16 protein-coding genes and 5 pseudogenes are annotated in these 21,315 nt (G+C 37.1%); 13 read left to right on the forward strand and 8 right to left on the reverse strand.

Annotated elements, in window-relative coordinates; all coding sequences use genetic code 11:
- On the reverse strand, positions 1 to 1,506 hold a 1,506-nt coding region (locus tag JCM21714_RS03910; protein ID WP_235182593.1), incomplete at its 3' end, for an ABC transporter permease.
- 2 nt (positions 1,507 to 1,508) lie between these two features.
- Between JCM21714_RS03910 and JCM21714_RS20855 the strand changes: the two genes are divergently transcribed.
- Positions 1,509 to 1,703, forward strand: a complete 195-nt coding sequence (locus JCM21714_RS20855) for a hypothetical protein (RefSeq protein WP_235182594.1) — start codon at positions 1,509 to 1,511, stop codon at positions 1,701 to 1,703.
- 93 nt (positions 1,704 to 1,796) lie between these two features.
- Here the strand turns inward: JCM21714_RS20855 and JCM21714_RS03915 are convergent, their stop codons facing one another.
- Complete coding sequence (locus JCM21714_RS03915; RefSeq protein WP_035722014.1) at positions 1,797 to 2,825, reverse strand: extracellular solute-binding protein; 1,029 nt, start codon at positions 2,823 to 2,825, stop codon at positions 1,797 to 1,799.
- Between the two features lie 164 nt (positions 2,826 to 2,989).
- Here JCM21714_RS03915 and JCM21714_RS03920 point away from each other — a divergent pair, with 164 nt between their 5' ends.
- A complete protein-coding gene (locus JCM21714_RS03920) occupies positions 2,990 to 3,910 on the forward strand; it encodes a LysR substrate-binding domain-containing protein (RefSeq protein ID WP_035722015.1) in 921 nt (306 codons plus the stop codon).
- A gap of 23 nt (positions 3,911 to 3,933) precedes the next feature.
- Here JCM21714_RS03920 and JCM21714_RS03925 read toward each other — a convergent pair whose 3' ends face one another.
- Complete coding sequence (locus JCM21714_RS03925; protein ID WP_035722016.1) at positions 3,934 to 4,611, reverse strand: FadR/GntR family transcriptional regulator; 678 nt, start codon at positions 4,609 to 4,611, stop codon at positions 3,934 to 3,936.
- 38 nt (positions 4,612 to 4,649) lie between these two features.
- Between JCM21714_RS03925 and JCM21714_RS24975 the strand changes: the two genes are divergently transcribed.
- From JCM21714_RS24975 to JCM21714_RS03930, 3 genes are all read left to right on the forward strand, one after another.
- A complete protein-coding gene (locus JCM21714_RS24975; RefSeq protein ID WP_464382146.1) occupies positions 4,650 to 4,730 on the forward strand; it encodes a hypothetical protein in 81 nt (26 codons plus the stop codon).
- Positions 4,731 to 4,959: 229 nt separating this feature from the next.
- Positions 4,960 to 5,385, forward strand: coding sequence for a type 2 periplasmic-binding domain-containing protein (locus tag JCM21714_RS23670; RefSeq protein WP_369403446.1), 426 nt, complete (start codon positions 4,960 to 4,962; stop codon positions 5,383 to 5,385).
- Positions 5,378 to 6,325, forward strand: a complete 948-nt coding sequence (locus JCM21714_RS03930) for an extracellular solute-binding protein (protein WP_369403447.1) — start codon at positions 5,378 to 5,380, stop codon at positions 6,323 to 6,325. The genes JCM21714_RS23670 and JCM21714_RS03930 overlap by 8 nt, the downstream gene beginning before the upstream one ends.
- A 43-nt stretch (positions 6,326 to 6,368) precedes the next feature.
- Here JCM21714_RS03930 and JCM21714_RS20860 read toward each other — a convergent pair whose 3' ends face one another.
- The gene (locus JCM21714_RS20860) at positions 6,369 to 7,202 is read right to left on the reverse strand and encodes a hypothetical protein (RefSeq protein ID WP_235182595.1); all 834 of its coding nucleotides are present in this window, start codon (positions 7,200 to 7,202) and stop codon (positions 6,369 to 6,371) included.
- A 24-nt stretch (positions 7,203 to 7,226) separates the two neighbouring features.
- Positions 7,227 to 7,613 (reverse strand): hypothetical protein, encoded by a 387-nt coding sequence (locus JCM21714_RS20865; protein WP_235182596.1) that lies wholly within the window; start codon positions 7,611 to 7,613, stop codon positions 7,227 to 7,229.
- A gap of 318 nt (positions 7,614 to 7,931) precedes the next feature.
- Here JCM21714_RS20865 and JCM21714_RS03940 point away from each other — a divergent pair, with 318 nt between their 5' ends.
- The 8 genes and pseudogenes from JCM21714_RS03940 to JCM21714_RS03975 all read left to right on the forward strand — a co-directional run bounded on the left by JCM21714_RS03940 (position 7,932) and on the right by JCM21714_RS03975 (position 17,611).
- Positions 7,932 to 8,693, forward strand: a complete 762-nt coding sequence (locus JCM21714_RS03940; protein WP_035722019.1) for a DeoR/GlpR family DNA-binding transcription regulator — start codon at positions 7,932 to 7,934, stop codon at positions 8,691 to 8,693.
- A pseudogene (pfkB, locus tag JCM21714_RS03945) lies at positions 8,690 to 9,606 on the forward strand (1-phosphofructokinase). The gene JCM21714_RS03940 and the pseudogene pfkB overlap by 4 nt, the downstream one beginning before the upstream one ends.
- A 48-nt stretch (positions 9,607 to 9,654) precedes the next feature.
- Positions 9,655 to 11,536 (forward strand): annotated as a pseudogene (locus tag JCM21714_RS03950) (PTS fructose transporter subunit IIABC).
- 134 nt (positions 11,537 to 11,670) lie between these two features.
- Positions 11,671 to 12,078: a YkvA family protein gene (locus JCM21714_RS03955; protein WP_035722021.1), complete on the forward strand. Its 408-nt coding sequence runs from the start codon at positions 11,671 to 11,673 to the stop codon at positions 12,076 to 12,078.
- Positions 12,079 to 12,229: 151 nt separating this feature from the next.
- Positions 12,230 to 13,638 (forward strand): annotated as a pseudogene (locus JCM21714_RS03960) (PTS mannitol transporter subunit IIBC).
- A 248-nt stretch (positions 13,639 to 13,886) separates the two neighbouring features.
- Positions 13,887 to 16,013, forward strand: a complete 2,127-nt coding sequence (locus tag JCM21714_RS03965; protein ID WP_035722023.1) for a BglG family transcription antiterminator — start codon at positions 13,887 to 13,889, stop codon at positions 16,011 to 16,013.
- Between the two features lie 14 nt (positions 16,014 to 16,027).
- Positions 16,028 to 16,468, forward strand: a complete 441-nt coding sequence (locus tag JCM21714_RS03970) for a PTS mannitol transporter subunit IIA (protein ID WP_035722024.1) — start codon at positions 16,028 to 16,030, stop codon at positions 16,466 to 16,468.
- Entirely contained in the window at positions 16,469 to 17,611 is a 1,143-nt protein-coding gene (locus JCM21714_RS03975; RefSeq protein WP_035722026.1) for a mannitol-1-phosphate 5-dehydrogenase, read from the forward strand.
- Positions 17,612 to 17,806: 195 nt separating this feature from the next.
- Here the strand turns inward: JCM21714_RS03975 and cysC are convergent, their stop codons facing one another.
- The 3 genes and pseudogenes from cysC to cysI all read right to left on the reverse strand — a co-directional run bounded on the left by cysC (position 17,807) and on the right by cysI (position 21,308).
- On the reverse strand, positions 17,807 to 18,406 hold the full coding sequence (gene cysC, locus JCM21714_RS03980; protein WP_035722028.1) for an adenylyl-sulfate kinase: 600 nt from the start codon (positions 18,404 to 18,406) through the stop codon (positions 17,807 to 17,809).
- Positions 18,403 to 19,591, reverse strand: a pseudogene (sat, locus tag JCM21714_RS03985) (sulfate adenylyltransferase). Before sat ends, cysC begins: the two are co-directional and overlap by 4 nt.
- 17 nt (positions 19,592 to 19,608) lie before the next feature.
- Positions 19,609 to 21,308: pseudogene (gene cysI / locus JCM21714_RS03990) on the reverse strand (assimilatory sulfite reductase (NADPH) hemoprotein subunit).
- Positions 21,309 to 21,315 lie beyond the last annotated feature (7 nt).

Here is a 21,315-nt window from a genome sequence, read left to right on the forward strand (position 1 = left end):
CTGTTTCAAGAATCGTACATTCAGCATTTTTTCGATACTGCACCGGATCATCATCATGAATAATACAATGAATGTGCCACTCATTATCGTTGCAGCTGTAGCATAGCCATAATTCAAATCATCAAATGCACGATTAATGGCTACCGGTAAAGTAATAAAATTGGGTGGGTATAAGATAGTGGAGATGGCTAAATCAAATATGCTTGTCCCAAATGCTGTTAGACCCGCCGTTATTAATGATGCTTTCATTAAAGGTGCTAATATAGTAATCATTCTTTTACTAAGACTCGCACCTTGCAATGCTGCTGAAGACAATAAACTACTAGGAATTTTTATCATCGCACTAATCATTAGCCGTGTAACGATCGGTATCGCGCTAGCAATGCTTGCTAATAAGAGAATCCAAGGTGTTCCATATAATTGCAGATTAAAAAATTGTAGCCACGGTTGATTCCAGACGAAAATATAACCAATTCCAAGTACCACACCTGGAACAGCCAAGGAAATTATTGATAAAGAATCGACTAAAGGACTTAATCGGAAATCTGTATATATAAGCACATAGCCAATTAAAAAGCCAATGATTAAACCAAAAATGCCAGCTACTAAAGCTATTTGGAGAGAATGCAGGAATCCTTCAAGCATTGTTGAATTTAGTTGAAATAATTCTTGATAGTTAGCCAATGTAAAATTGCCAAATGAAATCCCATTTCCCATTGTCTTCATAAATGAAACGATTAAGTTACTTCCAACAGGAATTCCTAAAGCTACTGCTAAAAAAATTATATTTATAGCAGTAAAAATCCAAGAAAATCTACTTTTTTTTGCAATCGTTCGCTCAGCACGTTCATTCAGAAAATTGAATTTCCCTTTCTTCAGAATCCATAGTTGTATTCCCATAGCGATAATAATGATACCTACCAGATACAAAGACAATACTCCAGCCATATCAAATCGAATAGGCGCTGTATATAGCGCAGTATAAATGGAATACGGAAGTGTTGGAAAATTGTAAACAGCAGCTAGTGAAGCAGGCAAACCGAAATCACCAATGGTATCCATAAAAATTAATGCTCCACCAGATAAAAAGGCTGGCAACAGTAAAGGGGGGGCATGAATCGTCCAAAAGGAAGTCCAATTAGTGGCACCACATAGCCTTGCAGCCTCTCCATATCGCTTAACGTTCCATTCCAAAGCAGCATTTACCGCTAAATATGTGTAAGAAAATTTACATAGTGTCATAATCATAATCAATCCGAAAGGCTGAAAAATAAAGTCCGTCACCCACGTAATGCCAAATAATTGATTGGCAATCCCTTTACCACTTGAGAATAAAATCCATCCTTGAGCTAAAATGAAGGACGGTAAAATCAAAAGAGTCCATGCTGTAAAATCTAGTGCGACGGCAGTTTTAAATGATCGTGTTGACCGAATTATTGCAAGTGCCCCCCCACCTAAGGCTGTTCCTAGAATTGCTGTTCCTGATGCAAGTAAGAGCGAATTCATCAGTGAAACAGACCATAGTTTACGTTCAAATATTTGAAGGAGCAGACCCCCCCAGCCAGCAAACGCATTATTACCGAAAAAAAAGTCCCGGGAAAATGATTTGTAGCAAAACAGCCAGTAACGGTAATAAAATTAAAATAAATAGAATAAAAGTTACGATCCATCCGATCATACTAGCAGAGGAGAAGTTTGTTTGATAGAAACGTTTTATCACTAAATTTCCTTCCTTTCATGTTTAGCTCGGCCAATCCATCACTTTTGGTGAAGCCGAGCTAATCCAATTATGTTCATTATTCCACCGATTGATCAGCAAACCATTCCTTAATTTCTGCTTCGTGCTCTGCTGACCAATCTCCCTCTGCAATTACTAGTTTTGGATCTTCTGGTCTTTCATCTAAATCAGCTACGTCAGAAACGGTTGGACTAAAATAACCTTCTGATCCAGCAGCTACTAATTCATCTTGTGTTTCCTTTTCAAGTAAGAAATTGACAAATGCTTCAGCAGCTTCCTTATTTTCTGATTGTTTGTTAATTCCGACATAACGAACGGAAGCAGGTGCCCCTTCCTCTGGCCAAATGATTTCAATCGGCTCTCCATTCGCCTTCATCGTGTAAGCGTTAGATTCCTGCAAGGCAGCAGCTTTAATATCTCCGTTTAAAAGAGCTTCTACGATATTAGGATTTTTAGGATATACTTTTGCTCCATTTTCGAAGATATTAGTAAAGAATTGTTTGCCATTGTCCATACCAAGATTTTGGAAAAACCAAGTAACAAATGGATAAGCAGGGGGGGCTGCGACTGCAGGATCTGCCATTCCTACAGAATCTTTAAGGTTTGGACTTGCTAAATCGCTCCACTCTTTTGGAGCTTCCGCTTCTGAAATTTCGTTAGTATTGTAAACTATGACACTAGAGGCATGAGCTCCTGTTGCTACATAACTATTAGATTCTGGTAGTAAAGATGTTCCTAATTCATTTAACGAGTCGATGTTCTTTAAGTCTAAGTCTTTTAATAACACCTCTTCTTCATCCCATCTTGCAAAAGCAGCTTGTCCATCCATCCAGACTACATCCCAATTAGGATTACCCTTCTCTGCTTCAATTCTCGATTGGACCTCAGCGCCATTGCCACTAACTAATTCCACATCATATCCCGTCGCCTCTTCAAATAATGGTTCGATTATCTCGTCAAAATCATTTAGATAAACAACGAGAGGTTCGGATTGATTATCCCCCCCTTTGGCGTTTGTTTCATCCTGAGAACACCCCACAGCAAAAAGTAAACTAAAAACGAATGAGATACCACATAGTTTTTTCATCTTTCATCCTCCTTCAATTAGTAATTCCTTCATAGCATATCAAGTACTGATTGAAGGGGTATTAAGGAGATGTAAAGTAACCGTAAAAAATTACTAAATTTATTTAATAACTATATAGATTTTATCTATATTCGCTTATGCTATTTTAAAAAGGAGGGATAATCATGAATCATCAACAGTTAAAAATTTTTGTATTAACAGCCCAATACGGAAAATTAACGGAAGTAGCAGAATATTTGGAGCTCAAACAACCAACCGTTACGTTCCACTTGAATAAATTACAACAGAACATAGGAGTGCAATTGTTTTCAAAAACACGATCACAACAATGGGTTCTTACAGATGCGGGAACAGCCTTTTATCATTATGCTAATCAAATTATACAGCTCAGTCATGAAGCAGAAATGTTGATGAAAGAGTATCAGTCTTTAAAGAGAGGAAAGGTATTTTTGGGGGCCAGTTACACACCTGCTTCCTATATTTTACCGAGTCATTTAGCTAACTTTCAAAAGAAAAACAAGGAAGTATACGTGTCGCTAATGGTCAAAAAAGCACCTTCTATATTAGATAGGGTCAAAAACTATCAGTTAGATATTGGGGTTATGGCGTATGGACCATTGAATGATCCAGAGTTAAACATTATTCCGGTAATGGAGGATGAATTAGTCTTGATTATGCACCCTAACCACCCTTTAGCAGAAAAGCAAAGCATTCAATTACATGATCTGTCTTTCTATTCCTTTATACTTCACGAAAAAAAAGCTGTCAGTAGATTACTAACAGAGCAATGGCAACAAGAAAATAAATTAAAGTTAAAGGTAATGATGGAAATGGGTTCCATTCAAACGATAAAAGAAGCAATAGCCTCTGATATTGGTCTTTCGATCGTTCCGAAACTAACGGTTGAAAGAGAAAAGAGAGAAGGTAAATTATTAGTCAGGACTTTACCTAATTACCAAAATCAACGCTATATTTATTTAATCCACCGAAAAAACCAATTATTCACTCCATTAATGGAGAAATTTTATACCTATTTACAGCATTCCCTCCAACAGGACAAGGGGACAGGCTCTGCGTCACATTAATGAGCCTGTCCCCCCCTTTTCTCTTATGTATTATACTCTTTCTTTAAGTCATCTAGTAAGTCGAGAATATGAGATTTCATTATATTTCTTGCTTGAGATGGGTTGTTTTCATTAATAGCATGTGCAATCAGCATATGATAATTAGCTGCTTTTTCATTTTGAGATTTTATTTTCATAGATAGTCTTCTACTATCAAAGAGAAGGTCACTAATAATTGTCATCATCTTTAATAACACATCATTTTTAGTGGATTGAGCGATTAAAAAGTGAAATTCAATATCTTCATTAAAAAAATCCTCATTTGCAAGTACCTTCTTTTGCATTGTCCTAGCATTTGCTAATATTTTTTTCTTCTCTTCTTTACCTCCTCTTTCAGCAACAATAGCAGCTAATTCCGGCTCAATGACAAGGCGCGCTTCTGTAAGTTGGTCAATGGTTGAGTTTTCTAAAAAATTGAATGTTTGACTTGGGTTATCGCGTAGCTGTGTTTCAACAAATGTACCACGTCCCTGCTCAACCCGTAAGATCCTTTGTTGATTTAAAATTTTTATTGCTTCTCTAACAGAAGAAACACTTACATTTAATTGTTCTGATAAAGCTTGAACAGTTGGGATTTTTTCTCCTGCTTTCCATTTTCCTTCGCGAATATTTTTAGCGATTTCTTCGTAGACAATTTCATAAATTAATTTCTTTTTTTTCATAAGAGGACGTCCTTCTAATAAATAAATTTAAGAAAGTTTTGAATTTTCTATTTACATTTTATGATATTTATCATATGATTTCAATAAATAATATAATTCATCAGATGAATTTTAAATGACTGAATTTTGATAAAACTTTTTAATGAATTGAATGAATAAGGGAACTAGTAAGTAGTTTAGATTAATATTGATTCAATTATATGTTTCGTTGAGTGAAAATCTATTTTTAAAAAGAATTAGGTATAAGGAAATGTAAAAATTATATCGGTAGTTAAGCAGACATTCAAAGAATGTTTAGCTTTCTATAAAAAAATGAGAGCGCGATCATAAAAAGGGGGGGTGTAGATAATGGTAAAAAAGTTTTGGTTGTTGCTTATCTTAGGGATCATGTTAACAGTAATGGTGGCATGTGGTAATGATAGTGCAGAAGACAACACTAGTGATAATGGAGATGCGGGTGAAACAGAAACGAGTTCAGATGCGGAGACTTCAGAAGTAATAGGTGGAGATGTTGAAAATGCTACTGAATTATCATTTTGGACTTTTCAAGAACTTCATTTAGAATTTTTCCGTGATGCAGTAGAGCGTTGGAATAAAGAGAATCCAGATCGAGCGATTTCCTTAAACGCAGAAGTCTATCCATATGATAATATGCATAATAATCTTTTGTTAGCATTACAGTCAGGTGAAGGAGCACCTGATATAGTAGATATTGAATTAAACCGTTTCCCAAACTATCTGCAGGGGGGAACCACAACTGTTACCAATGAATGATTATGTTGAACCGGTATTGGATGACTTTATCGAATCACGATTTGATATTTATTCAAAAGACGGGAATTATTATGGCATTCCATTCCATGTAGGCGCAACTGTAGCATATTACAACACAGAAATTATGGATAAAGCGGGAGTAGATATTGATTCGATTGCTACATGGGACGATTTCATAGCGGCTGGTGAAAAAGTAGTAGCGAATACTGATGCTATAATGACGACATTTGAAACAACAGATATATGGTCATTCTGGCCTATGATCAAGCAACAAGGTTCAGACTATTTTGATGAAAATGGAGAGATAATTGTTAATAACGAAACGAATGTTCAGACATTACAATTTATGCATGATATGATCTATGAACAGGAAATAGCTGATATTACACCAGGTGGTGACTTTCATTCAGAAGAATTTTATGGCTTTATGAATGATGGTGGGCAAGCAGCTCTTATGATGCCAATGTGGTATATGGGCCGTTTCACCGATTATATGGAAGATTTAAAAGGTAAAATAGAAATTCGTCCTATGCCTAAATGGTCAGAAGATGGCAACCGATCAGCTGGTGCAGGCGGGACAGGTACTGTAGTAACAAATCAAACAGAACACGAAGAATTAGCAAAGGATTTCTTAGCTTTCGCTAAGCTATCAGAAGAAGGTAATATAGCTATATGGAAGATATTAGGTTTTGATCCACCGATGTGGACTGTATGGGAAAGTGAAGCGATACGTGAGGATAATAAATTTTACCAATATTTTGGCGAAGATATATTCGATACTTTGATAGAAGTTCGTGATGAAATTGATTCTATTAATATCACAGAGAAAAATCCAGATATGCAAAATGAGCTTTTAACAAACACTTATAACAGCGTATTACGCCAACAATCACAGACACCACAAGAAGCATTAGATCAGGCAGCAGAAGTAATTCAGTAAAAAATTTAAAGAGTTTGATATCGTTTAACGATATCAAACTCTTTTATATTAATAAATAGGCAATTATGATGCCTATCCAGCTAAAAATAAACGAGTAGATTAAATTATAATAAGTTATATAATAAGGACTTTGTTTCAAGCTCATTGATGTAATCGTGACAACAAGTCCATACGTGCCAATTGGAACGGTAGAAACCCCTCCAATAATGATACTTATTGCAAGGCTCATCGGACTGAGTACCTCCATCAACATCGAACTAATCCCACTTAATATCCCTGCTGTTGCAATTGGATGGACACCAAACATACTTAAGATCACAAACATCGATTGAATCATTATTAGAATCAGAAGCGGATAATCGGATACATAATGAATCGGTTCCTCTATAATGCTTAATGCTAGTGAAGCATTCAATGAATTTGTGAAAAGCGCAAGGGTGATAAATAATACGATAAAATTATGCATATTATTTACGCTGTTACGCCAGCGATTCCATCCAATAATCCAAAAGCTTTTCCACCTTCTCATTACTAAAGCCCATATACAGGCAAACGGAAAAACAATTAAAGTCACGATCAGAATAAAATCTAAATCAAATATATTACCAAAAATTATAACCAATAATAAAAAAGTAGTTAGAGCTAATACTAAATGAAGAAGTTTTGATCGTTTTTGACTGTTTTGTCTATTCCTTTCTTGGCTTTGTTGTGACGGATATGTGAACTTTTTGAAGTAAAGCCTTCCCCATATGTTATCAATGAGATACATGATAATGGTGATCAATATCATCCATGGTAAAAGCTCGCCATAGTTAACACCTGTGATAACAATACCCATTGCTAATAGCACTTCTAAAGGACTCCGTGGTAAGGCCAATGAATAACCCCCTTAACGTTGTCATCATAATAAATTTGTTAGCAAGTTTTTTCTGAAAGGTTTAAGGTTATCAACCAGAACATCCTGGTCGATTGTGGCTGAAGAGACATTCAAAAAAGCAGTCAGAGACATCATAGCAGTTGTACTCCGTTGATATAACTGTCCTAAATCCTTTACATTGCCTTTCAGTAAATGTTGCATAAGTTTATCAAAACGACCTGCAGCTACTACGCTATTCATCCAAGGTAAAACCGCAAGTAAAGCTAATAATGACAAATTATCAGCTAAAATTGGCAGGGATTCAGAGAGTCCAAAATCTGTTGTGATATATAAAAAAACTCCAACTAGTAAGAAACCCGATCCCAGTATTTTAAATAACCGAGATGCACTTTGAAAGCTTACACCAAGCATAATTAATGAAAAGATCCCTAGTAAGTATGAAAGAAAGGTATTTGGAAAAAATACAGAGAAGATGTGTAATAAAAATACGAAGGTAAAAAATATATAAATGTGTTTAATCTAGTCTCCTTCTTTCACCTGTTAAATTCTTTTGAAAGTGACACTTTATTACGGACAGTAACTTACTGAAAGGTCTCACTTTATCATATCATATATTAAACAAGCACTTTTGGTCATTATTGACTGAATATGATTGACTTTGACTGAAAATGGTTATATAATGCTTGTAAGCGATTAATAATGAAAAAATACCGTTGAGGAATGATTTTGATGATAACGATGGAACGGCGAGATTTGATCTTATCCTTATTAAAAGAGAAGGATGTTGTAACTGTAAAGCGTATATGCGAAGAGACAAAAGCGTCAGAATCTACTATTCGCAGAGACTTAACAGATCTTGAGAACAAGCAAATCATTAAACGAGTTCATGGGGGGGGAGCCTCGCTTTTGAAAAAGAAGCGGGAAGAGCCAACACTGATCGAGAAGACAACTAAGAATCAACGAGAAAAGAACAAAATCGCAGAAAAGGCTGCTTCGTTTATCGAAGAAGGAGATTCCCTTTATTTAGATGCCGGTTCATCCACAATGGAAATTATTCCATTTTTAAAAGATAAATCTGTTGTTGTTGTCACCAATGGTATTCCACATGTGCAATTATTAATTGAATATGATATCGAAACATATGTGATTGCCGGTAAGGTAAAAAGAGGAACAGCAGCTCTAATCGGCACAAAAGCAGTGGAGTCCATTAAGGAGTTTCGCTTTGATAAATGTTTTTTGGGGGGGATAAATGGTATTCATGCAGAATTAGGCCTGACTACACCTGACCCAGAAGAGGCAAGTGTAAAGCGTACAGCCATGTTGCAATCACAAATAACGTATGTGTTAGCAGATCCTTCAAAGTTTGGAGAAGTTTCCTTCGCCAACGTTTCAGAAGTGTCCGATGTGGACATTATTACTACTGTAGGAATAGCTGAAGAGCATGTAACGGAATTAAGTAAACTAACAAATATTGAGGTGATAGCTTTATGATTTATACGGTGACATTAAATCCTGCCATTGACTATGTAGTGAATGTCGATCAATTCCAGGTAGGAGAGATTAACCGGAGTAAATTTGATTATAAAGAAGCAGGCGGAAAAGGAATTAATGTTTCAAGAGTATTGAATCACTTTGGGACAATTAGCACTGCATTGGGTTTTGTGGGAGGCTTCACAGGTGAATTCATTACAGACTATTTAACAAGTCTTAACATTTCTCATGACTTTGTATCATTACAACAGGATACTCGTATAAACGTCAAGATGAAATCGGAATCAGAAGAAACAGAATTGAATGGTGTGTCCCCTGAAATTAAAGAAAGCGACTATAAGACTTTTAATTCTAAAATCAGAAATTTAACAGCTGGAGATATCGTGGTATTGGCTGGAAGTCTACCTGATTCCTTACCTACTGATACTTATCGCGACATTGTAGCAACGCTTCGCCAACAAGGTGTCACAGCAATACTGGATAGCAGCGGGATTCCTTTTTCAGAGGCGATTAAAGCTAAACCGGCCTTTGTGAAACCAAATAATCATGAATTAGCTGAATTATTTAATGAGAAAATAGAAACGGAACAAGACATAGTTACTTTGGCAAATCGCTTCATCAAGACTTTGAAATTGACCATGTATTAGTCTCAATGGCAAAAGAGGGTGCGATTTATGTAGGAAAAGGTGGCATATTTAAAGTAAGTGCTCCCACTGGCGAAGCGGTCAACTCTGTAGGAGCAGGAGATTCAACTGTCGCTGGATTCCTATACAAATGGCAAGCAACTAAAGATGCAAAGGAAGCAGCAAGATTTGCCGTTGCTGCAGGAAGTGCCACGGCATTTTCAAAGACATTGTGTACAAAAGAGGAAGTAGAAGCATTACTTTCCCAAGTTAAAATAACCAAACTTTAAGGTGCTGAATCTTTCCAGCTCCATAAAATGAAGGAGAGGATGAAAACCATGAAAATTACAGAACTTTTAAAAAGGGACATAATGTTATTAGATGTCGAAGCGCAGACAAAAGATGACATTATTGAAGAGATGGCCAATCAATTAGCAAAAAGAAATTATTTGCAGGATAAACAAAAGTTTGTGAAGGCTATTTGGGATCGGGAGAATCAAAGCAGTACAGGAGTAGGAGATAGTGTAGCAATTCCCCCCCATGCGAAAACAAACGCAGTAGCCACTCCTGCAATTGCCTTTGCAAGGTCGAAACCAGGTATTGATTATGATTCATTAGATGGTAAGCCAGCACATTTGTTTTTCATGATTGCGGCAAGTGAAGGGGCAAATAATGATCATTTGCAAACACTTTCTCGATTATCAACGTTATTAATTGATGAGGATTTCCGCAACCAATTAATGAAAGCAAGTACGGAAGCAGAAATTTTGACAATTATAGATGAAAAAGAAAAAATAAAATTGGGCCAGGAAGAGTCAGATAATTCCAACCAATCTAACCAAACTTCAGGTCCTGAAATTCTTGCAGTAACAGGCTGTCCTACAGGGATCGCTCACACATATATGGCAGCAGATGCTTTAAAAGATAAAGCAAAAGAGTTGGGTGTTTCTATTAAGGTAGAGACAAACGGATCTGGTGGTGTAAAGAATAGATTAACTGATTCCGAAATTGCTAATGCGAAGGCGATTATCGTGGCATCTGACACGAAAGTAGAAATGGATCGTTTTGATGGGAAACAAGTATTGCGTCGAGGAGTCACTGATGGTATTCGAAAACCAGATGAATTAATCAACACAGCTTTAAGTGGCGAAGCGCCAATTTTCAAAAGCAACGGAAGCAGTGCGAGCTCTGGTTCAAGTGGTGGAAGAACAGGCTTTTATAAACACTTAATGAACGGCGTTTCGAACATGCTGCCATTTGTTGTTGGTGGTGGAGTGTTAATTGCGATTTCCTTCTTCTTTGGAATTAACTCAGCAGACCCTGAGAGCTCTGAATTTAATCAATTTGCAGCTGCTTTAATGAATATTGGTGGTGATCATGCCTTTGGACTGATGGTAGCAGTATTAGCCGGTTTCATTGGTATGAGTATTGCTGATCGACCTGGTTTCGCTCCAGCAATGATTGGTGGTTTTATGGCAGCGACAGGTGGAGCAGGTTTCCTTGGTGGTTTAATCGCAGGTTTCTTAGGTGGTTATGTAGCACTAGGTGTTAAAAAGCTATTAGCAGGTATGCCACAAACTTTTGATGGTATTAAAACGATTTTATTTTATCCGGTTATAAATATTTTTGTTACTGGTCTTATCATGTACGTTCTTATTGAACCGATGGCAAACATCATGGCAGGTTTGGAAAATTGGCTAGGGGGGCTTAACTGGTGCCAATGTATTATTATTAGGACTTATACTAGGTGGAATGATGGCAGTTGACATGGGCGGACCGATCAATAAAACAGCATTCACATTTGGTATTGCGATGATTGAAGCGGGGAACTTAGGACCACATGCAGCGGTTATGGCAGGTGGAATGGTACCGCCGTTAGCATTGGCGTTAGCAACGACACTTTTCCGTAATAAGTTTACGAAAGAAGAAAAGGATGCAGGTAAGACGAATTATGCACTAGGTTCCTTCTTTATTACAGAAGGTGCCATTCCATTCGCAGCAGCAGATCCAGGACGTGTTATTCCTTCGATTATTGTTGGTTCAGCTATTGCAGGTGCATTATCATTATGGTTTGGTGTCGGTTTACCAGCACCACATGGAGGAATTTTCGTTATTCCTACTGTAGAAGGAAGCTGGTTGCTGTATATTGTTGCCATATTAATTGGTGCAATTATTTCAGCATTGATGATAGGTTTTTGGAAGAAACCGTTACAAAAATAATATTAGAAAAAAGGGCTGTCCAGTATTATGGGATAGTCCTTTTTCATATGCTTAACAATTCAACTATATACATTCCTACCAATGCTGTGCTAAATTAATAGTAAGAATGCTACTCAAAAAGGAGGCGTGAGAATATGTCTAAGGCCAAAAACTACGAGCACGGATACAAGAAATATACATCAAAAGCAAAAGAATACTTCCGAGATAGAAGAAAATCCGAAAATCTGTTAAATGAAGCAGTGGATAAAGCAAACAATAAAAAAGGCAGATTAGCAGAAGTATGGGAAAAACTTCAATTATTATTGGAAGTCTTTCGCGCATGGATAAAGGGTGAGTATAAGGAAATTCCCAAAGGTTCTATTATCATGATCATTGCTACAATTCTTTACTTTGTGTCACCAATTGATTTAGTTCCTGACTTTTTAGTTGGATTAGGATTCTTTGATGATGCAGCAGTGATAGGCTTTGCTATTAGGCAAGTTTCAAGTGATCTGGATAAATTCAAAGCATGGAAAAATGCGGAACAGGAATCTGAAGAATAGTTGTTTTTATGCTGTATTAAAGTGATGTCAACATTCCCCCCCTTGCCAAAAGGACTTTTAGAATAGATTGAATCTACTCTGTAAACGCTATATTCTAAAAGTAAGCAATTATTACTTTACTAAAAAATAGCGAAAGGCAGGGGGGAAAGAAATGGAACAAAAAGGATTTCGAGCGAAAGTTCAAAAGTTTGGTAGTTATTTAAGCGGGATGATCATGCCGAATATCGCTGCGTTTATTGCGTGGGGGGTTAATTACGGCCCTATTTATACCAACGGGATGGTGGCCTAATGAAAGTTTAGCAGCATTAGTTGGCCCAATGATTACCTATTTACTTCCGCTATTAATAGGTTTTACCGGTGGGCGAATTGTTTATGGCCTTCGTGGTGGAGTTGTTGGTGCAACAGCTACAATGGGTGTGATTGTTGGTTCAGATATTCCAATGTTTTTAGGTGCAATGTTAATGGGACCACTTGGTGGTTACCTAATAAAGAAAATTGATGATCTCTTTCAAGACAAAATTCGATCAGGCTTTGAAATGTTATATAATAACTTCTCAGCGGGTATATTAGGCGCAATTTTAGCAGGGTTTGCCCTTAAAATTATTGGACCGGTTGTTTATGGATTAAATCAAGCTCTTGCAGCAGGCGTAGAATTTATGATTAATGCTGGTTTGCTACCATTAGCCAATATTTTAATCGAACCTGCCAAAGTATTATTCTTAAATAATGCAATTAATCATGGTATTCTGAGCTATTGGGGTGGAGCAAGCTGCAGAAACAGGTAAATCGATTCTGTTTATGTTAGAAACTAACCCAGGACCTGGTTTAGGTATCTTATTAGCATTTATGATCTTTGGAAAAGGGATGGCGAAAAGTTCAGCCTCAGGTGCAACCGTAATTCACTTTTTAGGTGGTATTCATGAAATTTATTTCCCTTATATTCTAATGAAACCAGTACTAATTTTAGCAGCAATAGCAGGTGGTATAAGTGGAGTTTTCACATTCTCCATCTTTAACGCAGGTTTATCAGCAACACCTTCTCCAGGAAGTATCTTTGCCTATATGGCAATGACACCAAGAGGAGATCATCTAGCTGTATTACTGGGTATTTTTGTTGCAACTGCTGTTTCCTTTGTAATAGCATCAATTATTTTGAAAACGACGAAAGAGGAAACTGGTGATCTTTCTACAGCGGCAATGCAAATGGAAGAGTTAAAAGGGAAGAAAAGCTCTGTGTCTGATTCCTTAACTAAGGAGGAGACAACGAAAGTTGCTGGTAATGTGAATAAAGTAGTATTTGCATGTGATGCAGGTATGGGCTCGAGCGCAATGGGTGCATCGTTATTAAAGGATAAATTCAAAAAAGCGGGTATTGAAGGCATCGAGGTAACCAATAAGGCAATTAATGATTTAGAAAATGATGCTGATATTATTATCACCCATAAAGATTTAACAGATCGTGCCCAAGCTAAAGTTCCAACAGCGCAACATATCTCTGTTGACAACTTCCTGAATAGTCCAAAATATGAAGAATTAGTGGAAGAATTAAAAAGTAAATAAAGGTAAAAAAGGTTTCCTTAGATAATAAGGAAACCTTTTTGAATTAAAAAATGCGAATGTGAGATATTCGCAGGTTGTGTCTTATGTGTAGGTTTATCCAGTTATTTTAATTATGTCAACAACTTTCCTGCCGAATTACTATCAAGATAAGATTGAATAATGATATAGATACTAGGTACAATAAAAGTGTAAGATAAATAGTTATTCAATTATGGCAACATCCAATTCGAAATGGGGGGGTGTATAAATTGTATATATCAGGAAGAGAACGAAAGCTGATAGAACTATTGTTATCTTACCAAGAGCCAATTACAATTCGCAAGCTAGCCGGAGAACTTAATGTTAGCGAACGAACAGTTCATCGCGACTTAAAAAATACTGAAGAAATTTTACAACAGTATGGACTTGAAGTCAGTAAAAAATCCGGGGGGGTGGGTATATCGATTGTCGGTCAGGAAGATAATAAAAGCCGACTGAAGTTAGCGACCTTTCATTTAGAGCATACCGATTACACTCCAGAAGAACGACAAGCAATGATTCTAACAACACTACTTGAAACAAAAGAACCGATTAAGCTTTACACCTTAGCAACTGAATTACAAGTCACTGTTGCCACGGTTAGTAATGATTTAGATATGCTTGATGGTATACTTGAAAAATATGGACTGAAACTAATTCGTAAGCGAGGTTATGGTGTTAAGGTAGAAGGGGGGGAGGAAGGAAATAAACGTTCCGTCATCAGTTATCTAATATCGAAACATGTTGACGAGTCAGATGTCATCACGCTTCTACGCAAAAATATAGAAAAACAGTCTCAGGAACAAACAGATACCATATCGAACAGACTACTTGGGTTAGTGGATCGAACTAAATTATCCATTATTGAACAAACGATTAACCGCGTTCGAAATAAATTACCTTATGAATTGGCAGATAGCTCCTATGTAGGTTTAGTCGTACATTTAGCGTTAGCGATGGAAAGACTGCAAAAAGGGGGGGAAAACATTCAATTTGATAAAAACTATTTAAATGAATTATCGATATCTGAGGAATATAGAATTGCAAAGGATATTATTCTCGAATTAGAACAAGTATTTCAAATTAGCATACCTAATGATGAAATCGGGTATATTACCATGCATTTATTAGGAGCTAAATTACGATATGATCATGAATATTTATTAGAAGAATCCTCTTTAGATATTGCCTTTAAGGCAAAAGAGCTTATTGAATATGTTGGTAAAAGAATCGACAGGCAATTATTTGAACAAGATCATATTCTAAATGATTTAGTTGCCCATTTAAAACCGGCTATTTATCGATTGAAACAAGGAATGAATATAAAAAACCCATTAGCGCAGGAAATAGAAGACGACTATCAAGAAATATTCTCGGTCATAGAGGAAGCAGTCAAAAATATTTTTCCAGAATTAATTTTCCCGAAGGAAGAAACAGCTTATTTAGTTTTACATTTTGCATCTGCTTTATTGAAAATGGAGGAAAAATTATCACTGAGAGCGTTGGTTATCTGCTCTAGTGGAATCGGCACATCTAAAATGTTAGCAACAAAAATTAACCAGCAAATTGCAGAAATTGCAACAGTTGATAACTATTCCTTGTTTGAATTAGATAAATTAAACTTAGATAATTATGATCTTATTGTTTCGACGATACCGATCAAGCATATCGAAAGGGATTATATTTTGGCATCACCAATTTTATCGAAGAGTGAAATTCATCAGATTAAAAGTAGGATTAGAAAAATCAAGATGAAAAAAAGTATTCTCACTTCAGGGCATTCCAATAAGCTAAATACGAAAAGAGAGTATCCACTCAACACACTGCTTCGCTTACAAATGATGCAGCAATATACAAATGAGATATTACCAATTTTAGAAGACTTTTATGTAGATCGGTTTAACAAACAGACTGCTTTACAACATGTATTGCAGGATATTTGCAATAATTTAAAGCATAAGAACATTCTTAAAAATAGCGAAAAAGTAGTAAATAATTTAATTAAACGTTCAGAGATAGGAGGACTTGGTCTGCCGGGTACCTCACTAGCATTATTGCATACAAGAAGTGAAGAGGTGTGTAAGCTATCTTTTACCATCCATCCTTTAGCAGAGGAAATTTTAATAGAAGGAATGGATGGAAATCCAGTTTACATGAAAAATCTACTGCTAATGCTATCCCCCCCTGCTGATTATAATGAAACAGGGTTAGAGGTTTTAAGTTATATCAGTGGGTTATTAATAAAAAGTGAAGAAAGTAAAGCCGTATTTCAATCTGCAAATGAAAAAAGAATCAGGGAATACTTAGCTTATCAATTTAATGAGTTTATTACAGAAAAAATAGATCTTAAGAATTAAAGGAGTGCATCATCATGACGAAGGAAATTTTAACAAAAGATACTATTGTATTAGGGGCACACCCCCCCAACAATAAGGAAGAAGCAATCCGTTTTACTGGAAATATCCTGAGGGATCATGGTTATGTAGAAGCAACTTATGTAGAAAAGATGTTAGAACGTGAACAAGTGACCACTACTTATATTGGAAATAATGTTGCAATTCCCCCCCATGGTACGGAGGATGCAAAGAAAGCTGTATTAGAAACTGGAATATCAGTGGTCATTGTCCCGGAAGGTGTTGATTTTGATGGAAACACCGTTAAGATTTTAATAGGTATTGCTGGAAAAGGTGATGAGCACTTAGAAATCTTATCGAAAATCGCAATAGTATGTTCTGAAGAAGAGAATATTACTAAGCTGATTCAGGCAGAAACAAAGGATGAAATAATCAATCTTTTAGGAGGCGTAAATTAAATGTTAGCAGTTCATTTTGGAGCAGGTAATATTGGGCGAGGATTTATCGGAGCATTACTTTGTGATGCGGGATATCATACTACTTTTATTGATGTGAATAAAGAAATTATCGATGAAATCAATGAAAAGAAGCAATACCGTGTTATTCTGGCGGATCAAAATCAAGAAGAAATTGTTGTAGATAATATTTCAGGTATTAATAGTATCGAAGAACCTCAGCAGGTTGCGGATACTATTGCGCGTGCTGATATTGTTACAGCTGCAGTTGGACCGACTGTCTTACCAATTATTGCGAAAAATATTGCCGAAGGGTTATTAAAAAGAGTAGAAACTACCACAAAGCCAATTAATATTATTGCATGTGAAAACATGGTCGGTGGCAGTAGCTTATTGAGAGAGAAAATACTAGAGTTATTGCCAGAGGAAAAGCGGGTATTGATTGATGAGATCGCTGGTTTTCCAAATTCTGCAGTAGATCGTATTGTACCAAATCAAACTAATGAGCAGCTATTAACTGTGGCGGTGGAGCCATATTATGAGTGGGCAGTTGAAAAACCTGCATTCAAAGGCGAAGTCCCTAAAATTAACGGGGGGGTGACTTATGTTGAAGATTTAAAGCCATATATTGAACGTAAACTTTATACGGTAAATGCTGGTCATGCTGCGGCAGCTTATCTCGGTAACATGTATGGGTATCAAAAAATTGAAGAAGCGGTACAGGACGATAGAGTGCAGACTATTATTAATCGTGCATTGAAGGAAACAGGCGATGTATTAATTACCTTGTATCATTTTGATAAAACAGAGCATGATCATTATCGCAATAAAATTATTGGCCGCTTCACCAATCCTTATTTATCAGATGAAGTAACGAGAGTGGGGGGGAGAGGTCCGATTCGAAAGCTGGGAGCAAATGATCGATTGATTGGTCCTGCTCGACAATATGTGGAACAATTCCAACATGCTCCGGAAAATTTATCAAAGGTGATAGCTGCTGCTCTTAAATATGAAAATAGGGAAGATCCAGAAGCGGTGACATTACAGGAAATGATAAAAGAAAAAGGGTATCAGCGAACATTGGAAGAAATAACAGGCTTGGCAGCAGACCACCCTGTCATCACCACTGTATTAAAACATCTGTAATAGCCGATTAATAGAAAAACCCGTGGAAAGGGAGGCGGACAAGCTGGAGCGGCTTGTTACGCAGTTATACCATATCATAATTATCTTATCAGTTACTGCGCATAATCTATCTTATATGCAATTAAAAAATCCGAACGATAACAAATTCAATGAATTCGTATATCGTTCGGATTTTACTTTTGTCACAGACTCTTTTTAAATATATTTTCGTTCTTCTAAAAATGTCAACACTTCAGATACGGCAGCTTCGACTGAATTGTTTTCTGTATCAATCACTAACTCAGGCGCGACTGGTTCTTCATATGGTGCATCAATGCCAGTGAAGCCTTTAATTTCACCTGAACGAGCTTTTTGATAAAGCCCTTTTGGATCACGGGCTTCACAGCCTTCTAAGCTGCATTTTACATAGACTTCGATAAAATCTCCCTCTGGTAAAAGCTGTCTAACTTTATCACGATCTTCTCGGTAAGGAGAAATAAAAGCGGTTAAAGTAATAAGTCCTGCATCATTCAATAACTTGGCAACCTCTCCAATCCGTCTAATATTTTCTTTGCGGTCATCAGGACTAAATCCTAAATTATTGTTTAAGCCATGACGAATGTTATCTCCGTCTAGACGATAAGAACGTATGCCTCTTTCGAATAAGGTCTTTTCCAAGGCAACTGTAATGGTTGATTTGCCTGAACCAGATAAACCAGTAAACCATAGAACAGGACTTTGATGTTTGTTTTGGCTGGTGCGATCCTGCTTCGTTATCTCAGAAGCATGCCAGACAATATTGTTTGCTTCCGTCATTTGTTCGATCCCCTTTGCAAGCCTTTAATTAATACTTCCGCTACCTCAGGTCTTGAGAATTGACGAGGTAAAGACTCGCCGTTCCGAAGTTTTTCTCTAACTTTTGTCCCACTTAAGTGGACATGTTCTGCTGGATCATGTGGGCATGTTTTTTGAGTCGCCATATTTTCGCATTATTGCAATAAAAGGCGTGCTCAAACTTAAAGATCTGGATTCCTAATTCATCCTCGTATTTTGAGATTAACTCCTGTGCTTCATACGTTCCATAATAGTCGCCTACCCCCCCTGCATGATCCCGACCGACAATAAAATGGGTACAGCCATAATTTTTGCGAACAAGGCATGTAAAATTGCTTCGCGAGGACCAGCATATCGCATTGCAGCAGGATAGATGACTAGTCTTGTGCGATTTTTTGGATAATAATGCTCTAAGATAACCTGATAGCTTTCCATGCGAATATCGGCAGGAATATCATCGGACTTTGTCTCGCCGACTAAAGGATTTAGCAATAAGCCATCAACAGATTCTAATGCACATTTTTGAATGTACTCATGGGCGCGATGGACAGGATTCCTCGTTTGAAATCCAACTACTGTCTTCCAGCCTAAGTCTTGAAAGAGTTGTCTTGTTTCTGCTGGATCAAGGTGAAACTCTGAAAATTGCTTATGATCAGGACGATTCAGTAAGGTAATTGGGCCTGCTAGATAGACATTTCCTTTTCCATATAATTTTTTTACACCTGGATGTGCATCATCAGTTGTCCCGTATACTGCTTTTGCCTCTTTGGTTTTGTCATACGTATATTTTTCCCTGAGATCAAGTGTGCCATAAAGAAAGCCATCTTCGCCATAAAGGGCAACCGTTTCTCCAACTGTTAAGTTAGTTGACTCTTCTTCAGTTACTGCCAGATTAATCGGAATACTCCAAACCGTTCCATCGCTTAAATGTAAATGATCGACCACTTCCAGATAATCTTTTTCACCTAGGAACCCAGTTAGCGGGCTAAAGCCACCAATCCCTATCAATTCAAGATCTGAGACGCTCCATGCATCGATGGTAATTGACTGTAATTTTTCTGCTTCTGCTAAAAGGCTTTCTCTTTCTTCTCCTTTTACTTCACGGTTAATGAGAGCACCGCCATGTGCCTGAATTGTTTCTGTTGCCTTTTCCTTAATTGCTGCCATTGTAAAACCCCCCCTTTCTATTGTCGATGAAACTGTCTGCCATCATAAACTTCTTGTACATAACCCTGACGAACGACGAAATCTCCGAAGTATTCCTTCTCGAATCGCTTCGTTGCATAGTCATGAAATATATCTTTTAATAATATTAGAATCTCTTCTTCACCAATATTTTCGCGATACAGCTGGTTTAATCTATCCCCAGTAAAGCTTCCGCCTAAATAAAAGTTGTATTTGCCTGGTGCTTTACCAATGAAGCAATCTCAGCTAATGCCGGTCGTGAGCAGCCGTTTGGACAGCCTGACATCCGAATAACTATCTCCTGATCCTGTATACCTTCCACTATTAACAGTCCTTCAATTTTATCGATAAGCGTGGGCAAATATCGCTCTGACTCGGCCATTGCTAGTCCGCATGTTGGGAATGCTACACATGCAATCGAATTTCTTCTTAGTCCAGAATAATGGCTACCTTCCATTATTCCATAAGAATCGATAATTTCCTGAATTTTTTTCTTTTTTTGTGTCGTAACATTGGCGATTACTAAATTTTGATTAGGTGTTAAACGAAAATCACCAGTATGAATTTTGGCAACTTCTCTCAGGGCGGTGCTTAATTTATAGTCTTCCTTATCTTTTACTCTGCCATTTTCGATGAAAAGAGTAAGATGCCATCTCGTTTTACCTTTGATCCAGCCATATCTGTCACCATTGTGGTTAAAATGATAGGCTTTTGCTTCTGTTAACTCCCAGCCCAAACGGTTTGCTAATTCTTCTTTGAACCAATCCAGTCCGTAACGATCAATCGTATATTTAAAGCGAGCATTTTTACGATTGGAACGGTTACCATAATCACGTTGAATGGTAACTACTTTTTCTGCGACATCAATGATAGCTTCTTTATCGCAATATCCAGCGATTCTTCCCAATTGTGGGTAAGTGTTGGTATCTCCATGAGTGGTGCCCATGCCGCCTCCAACTAAAATATTAAAGCCCTTTACTTCGTTATTATCAATGATAGCGATTAGTCCTAGATCCTGGGAAAACACATCGACGTCATTAGAAGGAGGAGCAGCGATGCCAATCTTAAACTTCCTCGGTAAGTATGTTTTACCATAGATAGGTTCTGATTCCTGTTTTGAATCTGCTATTTTTTCTTGGTCTAGCCAGATTTCATGATAAGCTCCTGTCTTCGGTGAAAGGTGGTCGCTAATTTTTTGCGCCCAATCCTGGATTTCCTGATGAATCTCGGATTGATATGGGTTCGGATTACACATGACATTACGGTTGACATCGCCACAGGCTGCTAACGTTGTCATCAATTCATCATTAATTGTTCTTATCGTTTCTTTTAAATTCCATTTTAAAATACCATGTAATTGAAAGGCCTGGCGTGTTGTTAATTTAATCGTGTTATCTCCATAGTTTTGGGCTAGCTCATCTACTGCTAGCCACTGGTTTGGGGGGGTGGCGACTCCGCCGGGAATAGCTACCCTTAGCATAAATTGGTAGGCTGGTTCTAATTTTTGCTTGCGTCTTTCATCACGAATATCACGGTCATCCTGTTGGTAACTGCCGTGGAACTTCAGCAGTTTCGTGTCATCATCAGATATTGCGGCAGTAATACGGTCTGCTAAACCTTCTTTTATTGTTCCGCGCAAAAAATGACTATCTTCTTTTAATTTTTCAATTGGATCTAATTTATTGGAGTGATCAGTCATCCTTATT

The sequence above is a fragment of the Gracilibacillus boraciitolerans JCM 21714 genome, assembly GCF_000521485.1.
GTDB lineage: Bacteria > Bacillota > Bacilli > Bacillales > Amphibacillaceae > Gracilibacillus > Gracilibacillus boraciitolerans.